General features: G+C 67.9%; 18 protein-coding genes. 2 read left to right on the top strand and 16 right to left on the bottom strand.

The annotated features are described in order from the left end of the window. Window positions 1-25: 25 nt before the first annotated feature. Complete coding sequence (locus tag N4G42_RS21595; protein ID WP_260668684.1) at window positions 26-3,862, bottom strand: DUF748 domain-containing protein; 3,837 nt, start codon at window positions 3,860-3,862, stop codon at window positions 26-28. A 292-nt stretch (window positions 3,863-4,154) separates the two neighbouring features. Beyond that, a complete protein-coding gene (locus tag N4G42_RS21590; protein ID WP_260668683.1) occupies window positions 4,155-4,907 on the bottom strand; it encodes an alanyl-tRNA editing protein in 753 nt (250 codons plus the stop codon). Window positions 4,908-4,971: 64 nt separating this feature from the next. On the opposite strand from N4G42_RS21590, the gene N4G42_RS21585 reads away from it, so the two are divergent. Next, entirely contained in the window at window positions 4,972-5,823 is an 852-nt protein-coding gene (locus N4G42_RS21585; RefSeq protein WP_260668682.1) for a creatininase family protein, read from the top strand. An 88-nt stretch (window positions 5,824-5,911) separates the two neighbouring features. Here the strand turns inward: N4G42_RS21585 and N4G42_RS21580 are convergent, their stop codons facing one another. From N4G42_RS21580 to N4G42_RS21525, 12 genes are all read right to left on the bottom strand, one after another. Continuing rightward, a complete protein-coding gene (locus N4G42_RS21580) occupies window positions 5,912-6,583 on the bottom strand; it encodes a histidine phosphatase family protein (protein ID WP_260668681.1) in 672 nt (223 codons plus the stop codon). A 96-nt stretch (window positions 6,584-6,679) separates the two neighbouring features. After that, on the bottom strand, window positions 6,680-7,663 hold the full coding sequence (locus N4G42_RS21575) for a threonine dehydratase (RefSeq protein WP_260668679.1): 984 nt from the start codon (window positions 7,661-7,663) through the stop codon (window positions 6,680-6,682). Next, on the bottom strand, window positions 7,660-8,301 hold the full coding sequence (locus N4G42_RS21570; RefSeq protein WP_056747989.1) for a LysE family translocator: 642 nt from the start codon (window positions 8,299-8,301) through the stop codon (window positions 7,660-7,662). The genes N4G42_RS21575 and N4G42_RS21570 overlap by 4 nt, the downstream gene beginning before the upstream one ends. A gap of 6 nt (window positions 8,302-8,307) precedes the next feature. Further along, window positions 8,308-9,027 carry a VOC family protein gene (locus tag N4G42_RS21565; protein ID WP_260668678.1) on the bottom strand — a complete coding sequence of 240 codons (720 nt, stop codon included), beginning with the start codon at window positions 9,025-9,027 and terminating at the stop codon, window positions 8,308-8,310. Next, a complete protein-coding gene (locus tag N4G42_RS21560; protein WP_260668677.1) occupies window positions 9,024-9,899 on the bottom strand; it encodes a PhzF family phenazine biosynthesis protein in 876 nt (291 codons plus the stop codon). The genes N4G42_RS21565 and N4G42_RS21560 overlap by 4 nt, the downstream gene beginning before the upstream one ends. 166 nt (window positions 9,900-10,065) lie before the next feature. After that, window positions 10,066-10,929, bottom strand: coding sequence for a PhzF family phenazine biosynthesis protein (locus N4G42_RS21555; RefSeq protein ID WP_056065622.1), 864 nt, complete (start codon window positions 10,927-10,929; stop codon window positions 10,066-10,068). Between the two features lie 12 nt (window positions 10,930-10,941). After that, window positions 10,942-11,571, bottom strand: a complete 630-nt coding sequence (locus tag N4G42_RS21550; RefSeq protein ID WP_260668676.1) for a glutathione S-transferase — start codon at window positions 11,569-11,571, stop codon at window positions 10,942-10,944. A 6-nt stretch (window positions 11,572-11,577) separates the two neighbouring features. Then, a complete protein-coding gene (locus tag N4G42_RS21545; protein WP_260668675.1) occupies window positions 11,578-12,783 on the bottom strand; it encodes a PLP-dependent aminotransferase family protein in 1,206 nt (401 codons plus the stop codon). Window positions 12,784-12,882: 99 nt separating this feature from the next. After that, on the bottom strand, window positions 12,883-13,212 hold the full coding sequence (locus tag N4G42_RS21540) for a DHCW motif cupin fold protein (protein ID WP_260668674.1): 330 nt from the start codon (window positions 13,210-13,212) through the stop codon (window positions 12,883-12,885). Between the two features lie 5 nt (window positions 13,213-13,217). After that, window positions 13,218-13,688, bottom strand: coding sequence for a RidA family protein (locus N4G42_RS21535; RefSeq protein WP_260668673.1), 471 nt, complete (start codon window positions 13,686-13,688; stop codon window positions 13,218-13,220). Next, window positions 13,685-14,602, bottom strand: a complete 918-nt coding sequence (locus N4G42_RS21530; RefSeq protein ID WP_260668672.1) for a DMT family transporter — start codon at window positions 14,600-14,602, stop codon at window positions 13,685-13,687. Before N4G42_RS21530 ends, N4G42_RS21535 begins: the two co-directional genes overlap by 4 nt. Continuing rightward, window positions 14,599-15,213 (bottom strand): LysE family translocator, encoded by a 615-nt coding sequence (locus N4G42_RS21525; RefSeq protein WP_260668671.1) that lies wholly within the window; start codon window positions 15,211-15,213, stop codon window positions 14,599-14,601. Before N4G42_RS21525 ends, N4G42_RS21530 begins: the two co-directional genes overlap by 4 nt. 137 nt (window positions 15,214-15,350) lie before the next feature. On the opposite strand from N4G42_RS21525, the gene N4G42_RS21520 reads away from it, so the two are divergent. After that, window positions 15,351-16,838, top strand: a complete 1,488-nt coding sequence (locus tag N4G42_RS21520) for a PLP-dependent aminotransferase family protein (RefSeq protein WP_260668670.1) — start codon at window positions 15,351-15,353, stop codon at window positions 16,836-16,838. A gap of 95 nt (window positions 16,839-16,933) precedes the next feature. Here the strand turns inward: N4G42_RS21520 and N4G42_RS21515 are convergent, their stop codons facing one another. Together N4G42_RS21515 and flgL are read right to left on the bottom strand one after the other, a co-directional pair. Next, complete coding sequence (locus N4G42_RS21515) at window positions 16,934-18,181, bottom strand: HDOD domain-containing protein (RefSeq protein ID WP_209820597.1); 1,248 nt, start codon at window positions 18,179-18,181, stop codon at window positions 16,934-16,936. A 133-nt stretch (window positions 18,182-18,314) separates the two neighbouring features. Next, window positions 18,315-19,568 (bottom strand): flagellar hook-associated protein FlgL, encoded by a 1,254-nt coding sequence (flgL, locus tag N4G42_RS21510; protein ID WP_260668669.1) that lies wholly within the window; start codon window positions 19,566-19,568, stop codon window positions 18,315-18,317. Window positions 19,569-19,576 lie beyond the last annotated feature (8 nt).

Genomic DNA, 19,576 nt, shown 5'->3' with positions numbered 1-19,576 from the left:
CCAGAACCGCTCGCCAGCCAGCAGCTTATTGTGTCGCCAGGCTCAATTCCGCACGCGGTGTCCACTTTTCTGCCTGTTTGCCCGCTTTGGGTGCCGCGACAAACAGCCGCTCCACCGGCAGCTTTTGCGACACCAGGTACGCGCGGATCGCCTGGCCGCGCTGCGTGGCCAGGTCGGCGGCCATTGCCTCGGTGGCGGGCTGGTTGGCCAGCAGCAGGGCTTCCATCTCGGGCACGCTGAGGTCCTTGGCCAGGCCGACCAGGTTGCGCGGCTTGGGCATGTCGGCGCGGCGGTACACCTCCTTGAGCAGGGCGGGGTATTCGGCGGCCGACACGGGGGCGGTGTCCGCCGGGTTGGCGCGGCGTTTTTCGGCCAGCACCCGTTGTTGCAGGCTTTCGCGCTGCAGGCCTTCGCGCTCGTCCTGCAGGCTGGCCATGCCGGTCACGGTGATCTTGAGCGCGGGGCGGTCGGTCAGGGCCTTGACCACCTTGCCCAGGTTTTGCTCGGCCTCGGGCGTGAGCGTGGCGCTACCCGGGGCAAAGGGCACGTTGCTCATCTCGTCGCCACCGCCAAACGCGCTGGCCAGCAGGCTGAAGGGCGAGGTCAGCGCCTTGCCGATGAGGTTGACGATGATCTTGAAGATCACGGGGCCGATGCGGAACTGCGGGTCGTTGAGCGAGCCGCTGATGGGCAGGTCCAGGTCGATCACGCCCTGGCGGTCGGCCAGCAGGGCCACGGCCAGCTTCACGGGCAGGCTGTTGGGCGCGCCCTCCACGGGCTCGCCAAAGGTCAGCTGGTTGAGCACCAGCCGGTTGCTGGCGGTGAGCTGGCCGTTGGGCAGCACCTTGTAGTTCACATCCACGCTGAGCTTGCCGCGCTCGATGCCGTGGCCCGCGTATTTGACGGAATAGGGCGTGAGCGGGGGGAGCTCCAGGTCGCGCACCTTGCCCACGATGTCGAGGGCCAGCGGTTTGGCCAGCGGGTTGAGCTTGCCGGTGACTTCGAGCGATGCCGAGCCCTCGGCGCGGCCGCGCAGCTCCAGGTCGGCCAGCACGGGCTCGCCACCCGAGGCTTCGGACGAGAACGCGCTGAGCTTGCCGGTCAGCTCCGACAGGTCGGCCGAGTAGTTGGGCTTGATGAAAAAGTCCGAAAACAGCACCTTGCCGTTGACCAGGCTCACGGGGCCAAAGACCACCACAGGGGCCAGTGGGTCGGCCTGGGCCACCGCCGCAGGAGCAGGAGCGGTGGGCGTTGCCGATGCGGTTGAGGCGGGGGCTGATGCCGTGGGGGCGGCCGTGCTGGCTGCGGCGCTGGCCGCATTGGCCGCCCGTGCCTCGGCCGGGGTCTTGGCAATGTCGCTCAGGTTGATGCGGCCGGCCTCGTTGATGGTGACCCGGGCAAAAAAGTCCACCAGGCTGGTCTCCTTGACCTCCACGCGCGGCGCGGTGCCGGGGGCGGTGGCCACGGCCAGGCCGCGCAGGTTCAGGCTTTTCCAGGCCAGCAGTTCCTCACCCACCTGGGCCTCGGTCTTGGGGGTGAAGGCGGCGGTGCTGTTGGCCTGCAGGTCTTCCACCACGGCATCACCGCTCAGACGCAGGCCGACTCCTTTGTCGGTCTGCGCCAGGGCCACCTGGCCCCGGTAGCCCACGTCGGCGCGCAGCAGCTCTACCGACAGCTGGCTGGCCAGGTAGCCGTCCAGTGCGTGCAGCGGCAGGCGGGTGGCGTCGAGCTTGCCCTGGGTGGTCAGCGGCTGCAGGGCCAGCGTGCCCTGGTAGTCGAGCTTGCCCGGCGCGGCCTTGCTGCCCTTGCCCGGTGCGGCGGCGCGGGCGGTGAGCGTGAAGGCTTCGGGCTTGCTGCCGTCGCTGGCCAGGTTGCGGGCGGTGATGCCCAGGGCCGTCACGTCCAGCGCCACGGGGCGCGGCTGGGCGTTGTCGGCCAGCGAGACGGTGCCGCCCTGCAGCGAGAAGTCGGCCACGCGCAGCTTCCAGGGTGTGCTGGTGCTGGCGGGTGCTGCGTCAGCCGTTGCCGCCGGGGCCGCGGTGCTGCCTGGCGCTGCCTTCAGCCAGCGCTCGAACATCCAGCGCCCGTCCGCGCCCCGTTCCACCGCCAGTTGTGGCTGGCTGATGGCCAGGCGCTCCAGCGTGGCGCTGCGCGCATCCAGGGGCACCTCGGCGCCCGCAATGTCGAGCTTGCCCAGGCTGGCCAAGGTGGTCTTGCCCTGCTTGACGGCCAGTTGCTCCAGCGCCAGGGGGCCTGCCTTGAGGGTGACGCCGGTGGCGCCCGCCTGTGCGGCCTGTGGCGTGGGCGCTTGCCACGCCACACCCACATCGCCGCTGAGCTGGCCGGTCACCGTGGGCTCCAGCGTCTGGGCCAGGTAGGGCGCGGCCAGTTGCAGGGCCAGGGCGTTCAGGGTGGCGTTGACCTGGGCCTTCTGGTCCGTGGCTTCGCCGGTGAAGCTGAGTGTGCTGCCTTGCAGGTTGAGCCCGCCTTTGAAGCTGAAGGGCTTGGCGTTGTCCTTGGCAAAGGGCAGGGCGACGTCGGCCGCATCCAGCGTGATGTCGGTGGCCTGCAGGGCGGCAGCGGGGCGCGTGGTGGCGTCGGCCCAGCGCAGGGTGCCCCCGCGCACGGCGGCGGTGGCGACTTCCACCGCCCAGGCGGGAGCGGCTGCCTTGGCCTTGGCTTTGCCTGTGGAGGCGGGGGATGCTGGGGCGGATGCTGCGCTGGCCGGTGGCGAAGCGGCAGTGTCAACTGAGGCGGGTGCCGCAGGTGTGGCGGGCTTGCCCTTGGCGGGCGTGGAAGGCTGCGCTGGCGGGGTGGGCGTTGCCAGTTGCGCCAGGTTGATCTGACCGCTGGCGTCGCGGGTGGCGGTCACCACGGGCGCCGTCAGCTCCACATGCTGCAGGCGCACCACCTGGTCCAGCGGGCGCACATCGGCCATGTCGATCTTCAGGCGCTCGTAGGTCAGCAGGTCGGCGCCCTGGCGGTCGGCCATGCGCACACCGCTGGCCTGTACGGTGCCGGTCAGCTTCACGGCCATGCGCGGGTGCTGTTCAAAGGCCACCTTCACATCCGCATCCAGCGTGGCACCCAACACCTTGACGGGCAGGTTGGCCGGCAGGTAGCCCAGGTAGGGTGCGAGGTTCAGGCCATCCAGCCGGATCTGCGCGTCGGCTTTGCCGGTCTGTGCAAACGGCGTGCCCTGGGCCGATGAGTCAAACCGGCTGCCGTCCAGCGTGAATGCCAGGTGGGGCTCCACCTTCACCTCGCGCTGCGAGGGCAGGGTGCTGATGAACGGCACTTTCAGCGCCAGCGCACGCACCTCGTGGGTCTCGCTGACGGTGTTGTCGATGAAGTCGATGCTGCCGCCGGTGAGCGCCAGGTTGTACAGCGCCAGGCGCGCGGGGCCGGTGTCTGGCTCGGGCTCGCTCTTGGGCGCGGTGACCTTGGCAATGATGTCGTCCACGTCGTAGCGGCCGTCGCCCAGGTGGGTGATGCGCAGGACCGGGTTTTCGATGGTGAAGGCATCCACCACGGGCGCCAAGCGCAGCAGGGATTGCAGCTCGCCATCGGCATAGATGCGGCCAATGGTCAGCTGTGGGGGCGCACCGTTGGCGCCCGCCACGGTCACGTCACGCAGGGCGAATTCCAGGCTCCAGGGCTCAAAGTCGATGCCGCCCACCGTCACGGTGCGCCCCAGTTGCTCGGACGCGATGCGCTCCAGCGGGCCCTTGACCAGCGGCGGAATGGCGAGCCAGGTGACCAGCCACAGGGCGATCAAACCCGCCAGCGCGCGGACGGCGGGGCGGAACCAGCGGTGCTGGCGCAAAGAGGCAAAAGAGACGGAGCGCAGGGAGATCGGCATGGCGGCAGGCTAGGGTGGGCGCTGCGGCCCCGGGGGCTGGCGAAAAACCAGAGGGGTCGCGCGCGAGCCGCTATTGTCCCTGCAGTGCGTCAGCCGAGGTAAGCCATTGCAACAGGTGGGGGTGGGTGGTTCAAGATTGTTGACAGTGGGGTGCTGCGCTCTGCGCTGCGCTCACTGGGCAAAGCCCAGCACCACCCGGCGGGTGGTGGCTCAGGACCGTGTCTTTCGGTGCGCACTCACTTGCGCTGCGCACAAGTGAGTGCACCCCAAAGAAAAGCGATCTTCGCTGCGCTCACTGGGCGAAGCCCAGCACCACCCGGCGGGTGGTGGCGCTTTTCTTTTCAATCTTGGTCACCACGATGGCGCCGATCTCTGACGTGTTGGCCACATGCGTGCCGCCACAGGGCTGCAGGTCGATCGGTGGCGCGTCGGCTTCGCCGCCGATGCGGATGGTGCGGATGCGCCCGGTGCCGCGTGGGGGCTGCACGCTCATGCTTTTGACCAGCGCGGGGTTCGCGTCCAGTTCTTCATCGCTGATCGAGGCCACGGTGAGTGGGTGCGCGGCAGCCACCAGGGTGGCGATGGCGGCGGTCAGCTGCTCCTTGTCCAGCGGGTCGGTCATCGCAAAGTCCAGCCGCGCGTAGTCGGGCGTGATGGAGCAGCCGTTGACCAGCTGCGGCACCACATGGCACAGCAGGTGGCTGGTGGTGTGCAGGCGCATCATGCGGTGGCGGCGCTCCCAGTCGATACGGGCGGTGACAGCCGTGCCAGGCGTGAGCTGCGCCACGCGGTCTTCCTGCCCGGGGGCGGGGATGTGCACGATGTCGCTGGTGGGGTTGCCGTCGGCGTCCTTGCCCTTGCGGGTGTCGGCAATGGTGATCTGTGTGCCGTCTGCCAGCACCAGCACACCGCTGTCACCGGCCTGGCCGCCGCCCAGGGGGTAGAACACGGTCTGGTCCAGCACGATGCCGGTATCGGTGACAGCGGTGATGTGGGCGCTGCATTCGCGCAGGTAGGCGTCTTGGCGGAAGAGGTCTTGGGTCATGGTGGCATGTTAGCCGCGCCACTGGCCGTTTCCCAGAGGCCGGCAGCGCCGCTACCATGCACGCATGACTTCTGCTGCCTTGACCCCCTTGCCCTCCCGCTTCTGGGCCGACTTGTCCACCCGTGATTTCGCGGCGCTAAAGGCCAGCGGGCAGGCTGAACAGGTAGTGGCCGTGCTGCCCGTGGCGGCTGTCGAGCAGCATGGGCCACACCTGCCCCTGTCGGTCGATGCGACGCTGCTGCAGGGCGTGATCGATGCCGCGCTGCCGCACCTGCCCGCCGAGTTGCCAGTGCTGTTCCTGCCGCCACAGAACGTGGGCCTGAGCCCGGAGCACATCCGCTTTCCCGGCACGCTCACGCTGTCGCCCGCCACGGTGATTGCGCTGTGGACCGAGATCGGCGAGTGCGTGGCCCGCGCGGGCATCAAGAAGCTGCTGCTGTTCAACGGCCACGGCGGACAGGTGAGCGTGATGGACATCGTGGCGCGCGAGCTGCGCACGCGCAGCGACCTCATCGTCTACAGCGCCAGCTGGTTCAGCCTGCCGCTGCCCGATGCGGTGGCGGGCCAGTTCAGCGCCCAGGAGCACCGCTTTGGCATCCATGCGGGCGACATCGAGACATCGATGATGCTGCACCTCGCGCCCGCCACCGTGCAGATGGCACAGGCGCAAAACTTTCGCTCCACCTCGCAGGACCGGTCGGAGCGCTACGCCATCCTGGGCAACGGCAAAAGCGCCAAGCTGGGCTGGCAGATGCAGGACTACCACCCGGCGGGTGCCGTGGGTAACGCGGCCGCAGCCACGGCCGACAAGGGACAAGCGGTGGTGGACGCTGCAGCGCAGCAACTGGTGGCGCTGCTGCAGGAGCTGCAGGCGCTGCCGCTGTCTACCCTGGCGGATGGCCCCCACTTGCGCTGAACCGGATTGCTATATTTTTGATAGCTTCCGGCGCATGATCCACTAGCGCAAGCGGCCTGAAAGGCTCAGAAAACCGAAATATCGGTGCTCAGGCGTGCGTCACCCACTGCGCGTGCTCCAGCTCGTTCAGGTGCGGCAGCGTGTTGAAGGTCTGCAACATCAACCGCTTGGGCGAGATGGAGAACTCCGTCACCGCGCTGTTGCGGATGCGCATGTTCAGCGCAATGGTCACCTCGGGCGCCGTGCCCAGCACCTCGCCCACGGCGGTCGAGATGGGGCCGCCGCTGCTCACCAGCAGCACGTTCTGGCCCGCATGGTGGTGGCGCACATGGTCCAGCGCGCTGCGCACACCGGCCGAAAACTCGTTCCAGCTGGGCATGCCCTGGGGGCTGATGACACCTGCCATCCACTGCGCCAGCGCGTCGCACAGGATGCGAAAGTGCGCGCGGTAGCGCTCTGGCGTGTCGGCCGGGCCCAGGGGCTGGGGGTGGATGGCGGCGATCAGCGCATGGCTGTCGTATTCATTGAGGCCTGGCAACTGCAGCACCTCGGGGGTGGTCTGCAGGCCCTCGGCAATGCCTTCCAGCGTTTGCGTGTGGCGGCGCAGCGTGCCGGTGATGACGGCGTCAAAGCGCATGCCGCGTGCGCGCCAGTATTCGCCTAGGCGCACGGACTGTTCGCGACCCCGCGCGCTGAGCACGTCATAGTCATCTGCGCCAAACGAGGCCTGGCCGTGGCGCACGAGGTAGAGGGTTCCCATGCGGCGGATTGTGATCAGAACCCGCCGCAGGCGTTTGTCGCAAAAGCGACCGATGCTATTAAATGTGTAGCTTTTTCGGTTGAAGCTGCAAGGGCTTCAGCCCGCCAGAACGCTGCCGAACATGGGCGCATCCACGTTGCCGCCCGTCAACGCCAGGCCCACGTGCAAACCCTGTAGCTGGTCGCGTTCCTGCAGCGCCGCCGCCAGCGCCGCCGCACCTGCGCCTTCGGCCACGTTGTGGGTGTCGGTGAACAGGGCGCGCATGGCGGCGGCCACCTCGGCGTCGCTCACCTGCACGATGTGGTCGATGTGTGGCGCCATCACGGCCAGGGCCTCGGCATCGGCCACGCGGCAGGCCATGCCGTCGGCCAGCTGCGTGGTCACCGGTGCCTCCACCACGCGGCCTGCGGCCAGCGAATCGGCATAGGTGGTGGCGTGGCTGCTGACCACGCCGACCACGCGCACCGCGTGCTGCAGCGCCAGCTTGGCCGCAATGGCTGAGCACGCGCCCGAGCCCTGGCCGATGGGCACGTACACCACATCGAGCTGCGGCACGGCGCGCAAAAATTCCCACCAGTAGGTGCTCACGCCCCGCAGCAGGTCGGGGTGAAAGCTGGGCACCATGTGGGCGCCGCGCTGGGCCGCGAGCTGGATGGCGTGTTCGCGCGCTTCCTGGAAGTCGTCGCCGTGTTCGATGAGCGTGACGCCCAGTGCGCGCATGGCAGCGTTTTTCTCGACCGAATTGCCGCGTGGCACGACGATGGTGCAGGCCACGCCGTGGCGGCGCGCGGCCCAGCCCATGCTCTGGCCGTGGTTGCCGCGTGTGGCGCTGATCACTTCCATGGGCAGCGAGCCGCGTTGTGCGAGCTGGTCAAAGTAGGTCAGCCCGCCGCGGATCTTGAAGGCGCCCACCGGCGTGTGGTTCTCGTGCTTGAGCCAGCAGTCGGTGCCCAGGCGCTGGCTGAGCAGGCCCCAGCGGTACTGGGGCGTGGCGGCGAAGTCGCGGTACACCACCTGGGCAGCGGCTTCGATGTCGGCCAGGGTGGGCAGCAGGGCGGTGGGGTCGAGGCGGGTGTTCATGCGGCGGCTTTCTTTTCAGTCAACAGTTTGAGGGCGAGCAGACCGAGGACGGTGCCCATGAAATAGCGCTGGGCACGCATCCATGCAGCATTGCGGTTGAGGAACAGCGCCACGCGCGCGGCACCCAGCACCAGCAGCGCGTTCACGGCGGCACTGGTGCTGATCTGCACCGCGCCCAGCGTCAGGCTTTGTTGCAGCAGCTGGCCGCGCTCGGGGTGCAGGAACTGCGGGAAGAACGATAGGTAGAACATGGCCACCTTGGGGTTCAGGAGGTTGGTCATGAAGCCCATCAGGAACAGCGTGCGCGGGCTGTCGTGCGGCAGGTTGCGCGCTTCAAACGGCGCGGCGCCACCGGGTTTGACGGCCTGCCAGGCCATCCACAGCAGGTATGCGGCGCCGGCGTAGCGGATGGCGTCAAACGCCAGCGGCACGGCCGCCAGCAGCGCGGTGAGGCCCAGCGCCGCCGCCAGCAGGTGCACGACAAAACCCAGCACCACACCGGTCAGCGAGATGAGCCCGGCGCGTGGCCCCTGGGTGAGGCTGCGCGAGACGCAGTACACCATGTTGGGGCCCGGCGTGAGCACCAGCACGAGCGCGGCGAGCGCGAAGAACAGCAATTCCTGCAACGAAAACAGCATGGCGGTTTACTCCTGAGAGGTGACTGAGGTGAGGGTGACGGGGCCCCGTGGCGTGCGGAGCTGGGCAGAGAGGCTCGGCGCGGTGCCCGGCGTGACGAGGGCGGAGGCGGCGACACCCACGGCTGTGCACGCGGCCTGCAATGTGGCGGCTTGCGGGTGCTGCAGTGCAAGCTGCTCCAGCTGCACGCCGCTGGCGGGCAGGCTGTCGCAGGGGTGCGCCGCGCCCCACTGGATGAGCGTGGGCAGGCAGCCGTCCATCAGGCGCAATCCGTCATCGCGCACGGTGATCTGCCATTGCAGCAGGCCATGGGGCGTGGGGCGGCTGGCGGTGATGACGGCGCCGCGATCCATGTCCAGCGCCGACAGCGCGGTGCACGCAGCCGCAACGTCGGGCACGCTCGCCACCCAGTGGATGAGCTGGGGGCCGTGTTGTGCCACCTGGGTCTGCAAATTGGCGTCATCCATGTCAAACCAACGTCTTGCGTCAGTGGATATTGCCTTGGGCGCTCCTGGTTTGATAGCAATGATCTCCAGGTAGGCGCGTGGATGCGCCGGGCTGGAGACGTTGAAGATGCGGTTGTGCGTGCCCATCAGCGGGTGTTCGCCGCCCGCCGTGGGGGTGATGCCCAGCGTGCGCGCGCACCAGTCCACACCACTGGCCAGGTCGGCCGCCAGCACGACCAGGTGGTCCACGCAGGGGGCGTGTTGGGTGGAGGGGGCGGTCACAGCAGCACCTCACCGGCCATGCAGGTGACCGAGCTGCCGCCCACCCAGATCGTGTCGCCGTCCTGCTCTACAAACACCCGCCCGGCGCGGCCCAGGCAGGTGCCTTGGGCGGCCACATATTGGGCAGGGGCCAGCCCGGCGCCGATGAGCCACTGGGCCAGCGCGGCGTTGAGGCTGCCGGTCACGGGGTCTTCGGCCAGGCCGTTGTTGCCGGGGAAGAAGGCGCGCACTTCAAAAGCGATGCCTTCGGCGTCGGTGCTGCCGATGACACCCACCTTGCCACGCGGGCCCACCACGCCCACATCCAACTGGCCGAGGAGGCTGGCGTCTGGCTTCAGCGCCAGCACCTGCTCGCTGCTGCGCAGCATCACGCCGCGCCAGTGGGGGCCGTTGTCGCACCAGGCGTGGTGCAGGATGTCGCTGCGCTCCACGCCCAAGCCTCGCGCGATCAGCGCCACGTCCTCTTCGGCCAGCGGGCCGCTTTTGATGAGGGGCGGTGCGGCAAAGGCCAAGCGTTCGCCATCCTGCCGCAGCGTGACCAGGCCCACGCCACATTCCTGCACCACCTGGCCTGCGACCTGGGGCTGGCCGCCGGCCTTGAGCCATGCGTGGCAGCTGCCCAGTGTGGGGTGGCCTGCAAAAGGCAGTTCGCGCCCGGGGCAGAAGATGCGCACGCGGTAGTCGGCTCCGGCGGCGCGGCCTTCCGGGGTGGGGGGCAGCAAGAAGGTGGCTTCGGACAGGTTGGTCCAGTTGGTGAAGTCCTGCATGGCTTCGGTGCTGAGGCCGGAGCCGTCCAGCACCACGGCCAGGGGGTTGCCACGGTAGGGCGTGGCGGTGAACACATCGACTTGCTGGAAGGGGCGTTGGTGCATGGTGGTCAGGTCCTTGGAAACAAAAAAGCAGTGAAGCGGGTTGGGCCGGGCACGCCGGGGGCTCACCGGGGTGTGGCACGGTGTTCAAACAGGTGGTTGTGGCTCGGCGCCCTGGCGGGGCCGAGGGGCAATCAGCCGCTGGGGTGCGGGGCAGGGCGGTGCGGGGTCATAGCAGCACCGTGCCTTCAATGCAGGTGACCGCGCGGCCGCCCACCCACAGCTGGTGGTCATCGTCCTGGCGGATGTGTACGCGGCCCGCGCGGCCCAGGCATTCGCCCTGGGCCACCAGGTAGCTGCGGGGGGCGAGGCCGTCGGCAATCAGCCATTCGGCCAGGCTGGCGTTCAGGGTGCCCGTCACCGGGTCTTCGGGGTTGCCCATGGGGGCGGCAAACGCGCGCACCACCACGCCGGGCTGGGCGGTGTTACTGGCGGCAGGGCCCACATGGATCACGCCCACGTCCTGGCCCAGGTCCTTCAGGCGGGCGTGGTCGGGGTGCAAGCCCAGCACCGTGTCGGCGCTGTCGAGCAGCAGGCCCAGCCACACGGGGCCGTTGTCCAGCATCTGCGCGCCCAGAATCTGCTGCGGACGCAGGCCCAGGGCGCTCGCGATCAGTGGCACCAGCGCGGGGCTGGGGGCGCTGCGCTTGAGCGGGGGCGCGGCAAACGCCAGGGTGTCGCCGCTCAGGGCAATGCGCACCAGGCCCAGCGCACATTCCTGGATCACCATGCCGTCTTGTTGCGGGCGGTGGCCCGCCTGCAGCCAGGCGTGGCAGGTGCCCAGTGTGGGGTGGCCCGCAAAAGGCAGCTCGCCATTGGGGCTGAAGATGCGCAGGCGGTAGTCGGCCCCGGCCGCGCGCCCGGCGTCGGTGGGCGGCATCAGAAAGGTGGTTTCCGACAGGTTGGTCCAGGCCGCAAAGCGGCGCATGTCGCTGTCGCTCAGGCCGTCGGCATCCAGCACCACGGCCACGGGGTTGCCGTAGCCGGGGCGGTCGCTGAACACGTCGATCTGCTTGAAGGGGCGCTGGTGCATGGAGAGGCGCGGTCAGGAAAGGGGTTGGTCCAGTACCCCGCGGGCGCCGGGGCGGGTGCTGACCGTGTTGTACCACCGCTCCAGGTGGGGACGTGCGGCGCGTTCTTGCGGCAAGCCCCACCAGCGGTGGATCTCACAACCCACCGGGATGTCGGCCATCGTGAACCGCTCACCCGCCATGAAGGGCTGGCGGGCCAGGTGGGCATCCAGCAGGGCCAGCAGGGGCTCCGTGGCCGCCACCGACGCGGCGATCAGCGCATCGTTGCGCTGGGCCGCAGGCGTGCGGATCCACTGGATGAAGGCGTCGCGCCCGGCCGGGTTCAGCGTGGTCTGCTGCCAGTCCATCCACTGCTCGGCCACAAAACGCGAGGGAAGGTCTTCGGGGCACAGGTTGCCCAGCGAATGCCTTGCGCACAGGTAGCGCACGATGGCGTTGGACTCCCACAGGGTCACGCCCGTGTCCTCGTCCTCGATCAGCGGCACCAGGCCATTGGGGTTGAGGCCCAGATAGCGCGCCTCGCGCACGATGCCGTACTGGCCGCCCGCGTCGGTGCGCTGCACTGAGGGCAGGCCCAGCTCCTGCACGGCCCAAACGACCTTGCGCACGTTGATGGACGACAGGCGACCCCAGAGCCTCAGCATGGTGACTCAGCCCTTGCTCTCGCGGATGGCTGCCGCCAGCGCCGCGATGCCGGTGGCGATCTGGTCGACGGTGGAGGTCACGAACGACAGCCGCAGGGTGCGGTGGTCGGCGTTGTCGGCATAGAAGGCCGCCCCGGGCACAAAGGCCACATTGCGCTCCACGGCCTTGGGCAGCAGCTCGATGGCGCTCATGCCTTCCGGCAGGCGCACCCACAGGAACATGCCGCCGTCGGGGCGGTTCCAGTGCACGCCCAGGCCCTGCATTTCCTTGTCGAGTGCGGCCAGCATGGCCTCGCACTGCTGCTTGTAGAGCGCGCGGATGGTGGGCACGTGGCGGTCCAGGAAGCCGTCCTTCATCACTTCGGCCACCAGGCGCTGGTTGTAGCCGGGGGTGTGCAGGTCGGCCGCCTGCTTGGCCTGCAGCAGCTTGGGGTACACGGCCTTGGGCGCCACGATGTAGCCCAGGCGCAGGCCAGGGGCCAGCACCTTGGAGAATGAGCCCATGTAGATGCAGCCGTCGGGGTTGCGGGCCGTGAGCGGGGCCGGCGGCGGTGCGTCGAACCACAGGTCGCCGTAGGGGTTGTCTTCCACCAGGGGCAGGTTCAGCTCGGCGGCGGCGGCCACCAGCTCTGCGCGGCGCGCGTCGCTCATGGTGCGGCCCGTGGGGTTCTGGAAGTTGGGCAGCACGTACAGGAAACGCGCCTTGTTCGCGCCAGTGCCCACCTTGGCACGCAGGTCGTCGATCAGCACGCCCTGGTCGTCGCTGGCCACGGACACCACGTTGGGCTCCATGGGCGTGAAGGCCTGCAGCGCGCCCAGGTAGGTGGGCGTTTCCACCAGAACGCGGCTGTCGGTGTCGATGAGGATCTTGGCGATCAGGTCCAGCGCCTGTTGCGAGCCGGTGGTGATGAGGATCTGGTCAGCGTCCACGTCCCAGGGCAAAAAGTCGGCAATCGCCTGGCGCAGCGGGCCATAGCCTTCGCTGGCGGCGTACTGCAGGGCGCCGGGGCCGTCGTTGGCCAGCACGGCGGCAGAAGCGGCGGCAAACGCTGAGACCGGGAAGGTCTTGGGCGATGGCAGGCCGCCTGCCAGGCTGATGATGCCGGGCTTTTCGGTGACCTTCAGTATTTCGCGGATGACCGAGGGGTTCATGCGCTCGGCACGGCGTGCCAGGGTCCACGTGCTGTTGGTGGGAAGGTCGTTCAGTTTCACTCTCGTCTCCTGCGGGTGGCCGCCTGGGCCGCTACGGTTGCAAAGTTGTCGTCAAAAAAATGGGTGTGCAGCAGCCCTGGCGGGTGCGTTCACACCTTCTCAGTCCACGATGAAAAGGGTGGCGCCCTGTGGGGAGGTGGACCGGTGAGGTTCTGCATTGTCCGCCACCTGGTAACTCATGCCGGGTGTCAAGGTGTAGTGGCGGCCGTCAGCCAGCTCGGTGTGCAGCTCGCCGCTCAGGCACAAGAGCACATGGCCCTTGGTGCACCAGTGGTCGGACACATAGCCTGGCGTGTACTCCACCATGCGCACGCGCGCGTCGCCAAATGTCTGGGTGCGCCAGAAGGCCTGGCCCGCTGCGGCGCTTTTTTCTTCGCGCGGAATGCAGGCCCAGTCGGTGGTGGCAAAGGGAATGTTCTGCAAATGCATGGTTTTCAGTCCTTGATCGACACCACGGCCTCGATCTCCACCGCAAAGCCACGCGGCAAGGAGCCGACACCGACGGCCGAGCGTGCGTGCCGTCCTGCATCACCAAACACCTCTACCAGCAGGTCGGAGCAGCCGTTGATGACCTCGGTGTGCTGCATGAAGTCGGGTACCGCATTCACCATGCCCAGCAGCTTGACCACACGGCGCACGCGCGAGAGGTCTCCGAGTGCTGCCTGCATGGTGGCGATCAGCTGCAGGCCCACTTCGCGGGCGTGCTGACGTGCCTCGTCGGCACTGATCTCGCGGCCCACCTTGGGGACCACCACCATGTCGTTGCGCAGTGGCGAGCCCTTGCCCGACAGGTACAGCGTGTTGCCGTCCAGCACATAGGCGTCAAAGTTGCCGCGCGGGGCGGACACGGTGGGCAGCACCAGGCCCAGCCGTTGCAGTCGCTGTTCTGGGGTCATGGCACTCATGCGGGGGCTCCTTGTTGTTGAACGGGCATCCGTTTGCCCACGAAGACGGTGGCGATCACGGCCACTGCAAACACCAGGGTGACGGCATCCAGGTGTTCGCCCAGCAGGGGCACTGCAAACAGCAGGCTCAAAAAGGGCTGGATAAGCTGGATCTGACTGACCCGCACGGCACCCAGCGCCAGGGCGCGGTACCACGCAAAGAAGCCGATCCACATCGAGAACAGGGCCACATACAGGAAGCCCGCCCAGCTCATCGCGCCAATGCTGGAGGGCACGGCGGGAGCGAACCACCAGGCCACGGGCAGGGTGAGTGGCAGGCAACACACCAGCACCCAGCAGATGACCTGCTCGGCCCCCAGGCGGGGCGTGAGGCGGGCGCCGCCGATGTAGCCCAGGGCGCCTGTGGTCATGGCGATCAGCAGGTAGATGTTGGCTGCGCCCAGGTACAGGCCGCCCGCACGCCACACCATGAAGCCCAGCACCAGCCCGCTGCCCAGCACTGCACAGGCCCAGAAGCCTGCAGAGGGCCGCTGCCGGTACCACAGTGCACCCAGCAGGGCGGTGGACAGCGGCAGCAGGGCTGTGACCACGGCGCCATGGGTGCTGGGCACATGGCGCAGTGCCAGCGCCAGGAACAGCGGGAAGCCGACAATCACGCCAAACGCCGTGACGCCCAGCAGTGGCCACTCGGCCCGCACCGGCAGGTTCAGGCGCCCTTGCGTGCGCTGCCACAGCAGGTAGCCAATCGACAGCAAGCCCGCCACGGCGGCACGCCCGAACGTGACGAACCAGGGGGACAGCTGGGGCGCATCGGTAGAGCCCACTGCCAGCCGCGTCATGGGCAGCGTGGCCGCAAACAGCGTGACGCCGACCAGGCCCCAGAGCAGGGCTTCTTTTTCCTGTGCGCGGTTCATAGGGTGAGCATCCAGTACGCAGTGAGCACCAGCACGAGTGCCAGCGCGCGGTTGAACCACAGCAGCCGCGCGCCCTGCGCCAGCCACTGGCGCAGCAGCGAGCCCACCAGCGCATAGACAAAGTTGCTGGTGAAGGCGAACACCATCATCACGCCGCAAATGATGGCCAGGCGCTCACCCGGGTTGGCGGCGGGCTGCCCGGCGGCGTTGACCACCCAGCCCGCGCTGAGCGTGAGGGCCAGCATCCAGGCCTTGATGTTGACGAACTGCAGGCCCACACCCTGCCAGAAGGTCACGTTCAGGCGCGAAGTGTCGATGGCCGTCATCTGGCCAGCGCGGCTGAGCTTGAAAGCCAGCCACAGCATGTAGGCCACGCCCAGCAAGGTCACAGCCCAGCGCAGGGCGGGCACGCCGGTGATGAGGGCACCCAGGCCCAGGCCGCTGCCCAGCATGAGCAGCGTCCAGCCCGCAGGGACGGCGAAGCAAAAGCGCAGCGCGCGCCTGAGGCCCAGGTTGGCCGCGAGCGCGGTGGACAGGGTGGTGTTCGGCCCCGGCGAAAAGCTCATGGCGGTGCAAAACAGCAGCAGGGCGGTGAGTTCGGCGACGCTCATGGGGAATGGCAGGGGGTTCTTGTCGGATGTGTGGGTTCAATGTAATCTTGCAAACCAATACATGACCAGTACAGTCATTCAGCGCAGTATTGAATCTGTATTGGTTGCGAAGACAGTACACCACCCGGGGCCTTGCCATGCTGATGAAATCCTCCACCCAGTCGCTCACCGAGCAGTTGTCGGCCCGGATCTCGGAGCGCATCCGCAACCGCCTGCTGGCGCCCGGAGCGCGCTTGCCGTCGGTGCGTCAGTGTGCGCAGCAAAACGGGGTGAGCCCGTCTACCGTGGTGGCGGCCTATGACCAGCTGCTGGCCCAAGGGCTGGTGGAGGCGCGCAAGAACCGGGGGTTTTTTGTGCGCGAAAGTGGCCGCGCGGCCCACGTTGCCGACGACGAGGACGCCCACCCTGTGGACCCCGGGCTGGAGAGTGCGGCCGCCAACTGGAGCACGGCGCACTGGTTTGCGGCGCGTGCGGCCGGCCGCGCGGGCCCAGGCGTGTCGCCCGTCAACGCGACGGCGCTGATCCGGGGCATGTTCCACAAGATCAGCGACAAACCCCAGCCTGGCATGGGGGTCTTTCCGCCCGACTGGCTGGAGTCCACCTTCATGCCTGCAGCCGTGCGCAAGGTCACCAACTCACGGGCCCTGCAGGACTTCTCGCTGCAGTACGGCGAGCCGCTGGGCGATGCAGGCCTGCGGCGTGTGCTGGCCAAGAAGCTGTCCACGCTCAACGTGCACACGGTGCCCGAGAACATCATCACCACCGTGGGGGCCACCCATGCGCTCGACATCGTGAGCCGCACCCTGCTGCGCCCGGGCGACCCGGTGATGGTGGAGGAGCCCGGTTGGGCGGTGGAGTTTGCGCGGCTGGCGGCACTTGGCATGCACATCCTGCCCGTGCCGCGCCGCGCCGATGGCCCGGACCTGGAGGTGATGGCGCGCTACTGCGAGGTGCACAAGCCCAAGCTCTACGTGAGCGTGAGCGTGTTCCACAACCCCACGGGTTATTGCCTCACGCCGGGCAGCGCCCACCGCGTGCTGCAGCTGGCCAACCAGCACAACTTCCATGTGGTGGAGGACGACACCTACAGCCACATTGCGCCTGAGCATGCCACGCGCCTCACGGCGCTGGATGGCCTGCAGCGCACCATCTACGTGAGCGGCTTTGCCAAGATCCTCGCGCCCAATTGGCGCATCGGCTTCATGGCCGCGCCACCCGCGCTGGTGGAGCAGTTGCTCGACACCAAGCTGCTGGCCACGCTGACCACGCCCGCGCTGCTGGAGAAAGCCCTGGCCTTGTGCATCGAGCAGGGCCAGTTGCGCCGCCACGCCGAACGTATCCGCACCCGGCTGGATGCGGCGCGCGCGCGCAGCGTGAAGCTAGCGCTGGGGGCGGGCTGCACCTTTGCGGCCGAGCCGGTGGGCTTGTTTGGCTGGGTGGAAACCGGGGTGGACACCGATGCGCTGTCCCAGCGCATGCTGGACGAGGGCTACCTGCTGGCGCCCGGTGCGCTGTTCCATGCCGAGCGCAAACCCAGCACCCTCATGCGCATCAACTTTGCGACGACGCAGGAGGCGGCGTTCTGGAAGACCTTTGCACGGGTGCGCGACGAGCAGGCCCGGTGAGTCGCTGAGAGCGGCCCCGTCGGGCGAAGCTGGCGCCTCACTGGGTCAACGGGAGGCAGCCTCTGGGGAGGACACGCGCAGCTGCTCGGCAGGGCTTATTTTCTTTCCACTTCCAGATCCGACAACACCCGCAGCAGCGCGCGATTGACCTCTTCGAGGTCCATCTCGAAGGTCTCGCACAGCTGGCGGATGGCGCTGGCGTCGTCCGTCTCCAGCGCGCAGGCCATTTGCAGGCCGCCGGTGTAGGGGCCGGTGCGCAGCACGGTGGCGTCGTAGATGCGTTCGGACAGGGGTAGGCGCTTGAGGATGGTGCCGAGCGGCTCGCCCAGCAGCTCGTCGAGCTGGGAGAGCAGGCCGCACAGGTAGATCTCGCGGCGCAGGTCGTTCTCGATGCCTGCATCCAGCAGCCGTGCCGTGAGCTGGGCGCGCATCACCATGGCTTCGCGCACGGGCTGCATGTTGGCCTCGGTGCTCGCATGGGGCAGCTGGTCGGACAGCCAGCGCTTGATGGAGCTGTAGCCCATCATCACCAGGCCCCGGCGCAGCGAATCGATGCCGGTGCGCAGGCCGAGCGCGGCCGAGTTGGTGTACACCATGAAGCGGTAGGCGAGCAGCGGGTCTTCGCCCATGATGTCTTCAAACGTCTCCAGCGACTGCTCGTCGTCGATGGCCTTCATGAGCTTGAAGATCACTGCGTGTGACGGCTGCTGCGGGTGGTGGCGCAGGCTGTAGAGCACGTCCTCGGTCGGCCAGCCGGCCAGGGCCATCGCGTTGCCCTGGTCCAGGCAGTGTTCCATGAGGGCCCGGCTGGCAATGTTTTCGTACATCTGGCCGGCCAGCACCGGGCTGGGAGCCCGCTTGGCCGCCGGTGGGGGCGCAGCGGCTGCGGCGCTGCCCGGGCGGGGTGGTGTGGTCTGCAATGCGGCCACGGCGTCTTCGGGGCGCAGTGTCAGCAGGCTGTTGTCAAAGCAGCGGGCTATTTCGGGTTCGGGCAACTTGTCCATGTCGCCACGCCACACCAGGCGCAGCCCGCGCTGGTGCGCGGCCTTCACGCGGTCATAAATGGCCGAGTCCGACAGCCACTCGCCGCGCACCTCGATCCATGGCGCGGCACGCGGAGCGTTTTCGAGCAGGTCGCACAGCAGCTGGCGGGTCTGCGCCGAGATCAGCAGCGGCGGCGAGCTGGCCGACCACAGCTCCTGCAGCGTGCGCAGCAGGTGGCCGCCATCGACGGTGGCCGAGGCCTCGTTGTGGGCGTACAGCTGGATGCCTGCGAGTTTGCGGGCTCGGTTCCACAGAGGGCGGTAGCCCAGGATCAGGCTACCTAGGACGGATTGGACCATGTGCTCTCAGGCAAAAAACGGGGCCGGCCAGCACGCGCGGGATGGGAGTCGCCGCGTACACCAGCCGGTGCTGCCGCCTGGAGGCACCGGGTACGCCGGACGCCACGCCCGAACACCCCTGCCGCGCAGGCTGCTAGCCAATAAAGTTGAACAGCGACAACTTCTGAACCTGCGCGTAGGACTTGAGTGCAGCCTCATACCCCACCTGCTGGTTCTGGAAGTCGGAAATGCCCTTGATCATATCGAGATCCTCTGCCCGCGAACGGTCGCCTTCCAGCTGGATGGAACGCTTGTCCTGGTCGCCGGTGATGCGGTCTGCGCGGTTGAGCAGCTCGCCAGCGTAGCTGCGCATGTTGTGTACGCGTTCCAGTCCGATGTCGATGTTGGCCAGGGCCTGTCCCACGGCCTGGATCGCACCGTTGTTGTTGGGAGCGTTGCGAATGCCATTGATGGCGCTGTCCAGCGTGCTGAACATGCTCGCGCTGGGTTGCAGGGTGACGGTATCCCCGTTGGCCGGGTTGCCCTTGATGTCGAAGGAAAGCCCCGGAATACCGGGAACTGAAATGGTGACCGGCTTGTCGGTCGGGTAGTCTGGCACCACCACCGGGGCGGAGACAGCACCTGTGGTGGTGTTGGTGATGGTGTACGTCGCGGTGCTGGTGCCCGTGGTGGCGCCGGGACCGACGGCGCTGAAGGTGATGGTGTAGTTGTCACCCGTCACCAACGCTTTGTTGGTGGGCGTGATGGCCGTCGTGGTGAGTTGTCGGCCTACCGGAATGCTGCTGACCCCGGCGGTGTAAACACCGTCACGGTTGGGGTCGAACATAAAGGCAGAATCGCCGTCGAGTGCCCCGGGAACCGTCACGCCGTTGCTCGCCGTCTGACCCGGCAAGCCCTGGAAGATGTAGTCGGGCGAGCTGCTCAGGGGCCCCAGGAACGGCGCCAGCGCGCTGCCCAAGGCACTCAGCAAGGGAATGCCGTTGGTGTCTTTTCGGTTGGCCACTTCGACCAGTTGTTCCCGCAAACCCTGGAGCTGGTTGGCCACCGTAGCGCGGTCGTTGGGGGTCATGCTGGCGTCGCCCGCACTGACCACCAGCTCCCGAAAGTTCTGGATCAGATTCACTGCGTCGCCCAAGGAGGATTCGCCTTGCGCAATGGCATTGCGCTGGGTTTCCAATGCACGCTGCTCGGTCTGGATGCGCGACAGGCGGTTAAGCGCTCGCTCAGCCTGAGCTGCCGACACCGGGTCGTCACTGGCGCGCACCACGCGTTTGCCCGAGGTCAGGTTTTCCTGCAGCGTGGTCAGGCTCGTCTGGCGCGCGCCCAGGTTGCGCAGCGCGTTGTCATACATGTTGGCCGTGCCGACGCGGTAGATGTTTGTGCTCATGTCGAACT

The organism is Acidovorax sp. K2F (assembly GCF_025246485.1).
GTDB classification, from domain to species: Bacteria; Pseudomonadota; Gammaproteobacteria; order Burkholderiales; family Burkholderiaceae_C; genus Acidovorax; species Acidovorax delafieldii.
The sequence above is the reverse complement of the archived record's forward strand: the minus strand, read 5'-3'. Positions and strand labels throughout refer to the sequence as shown.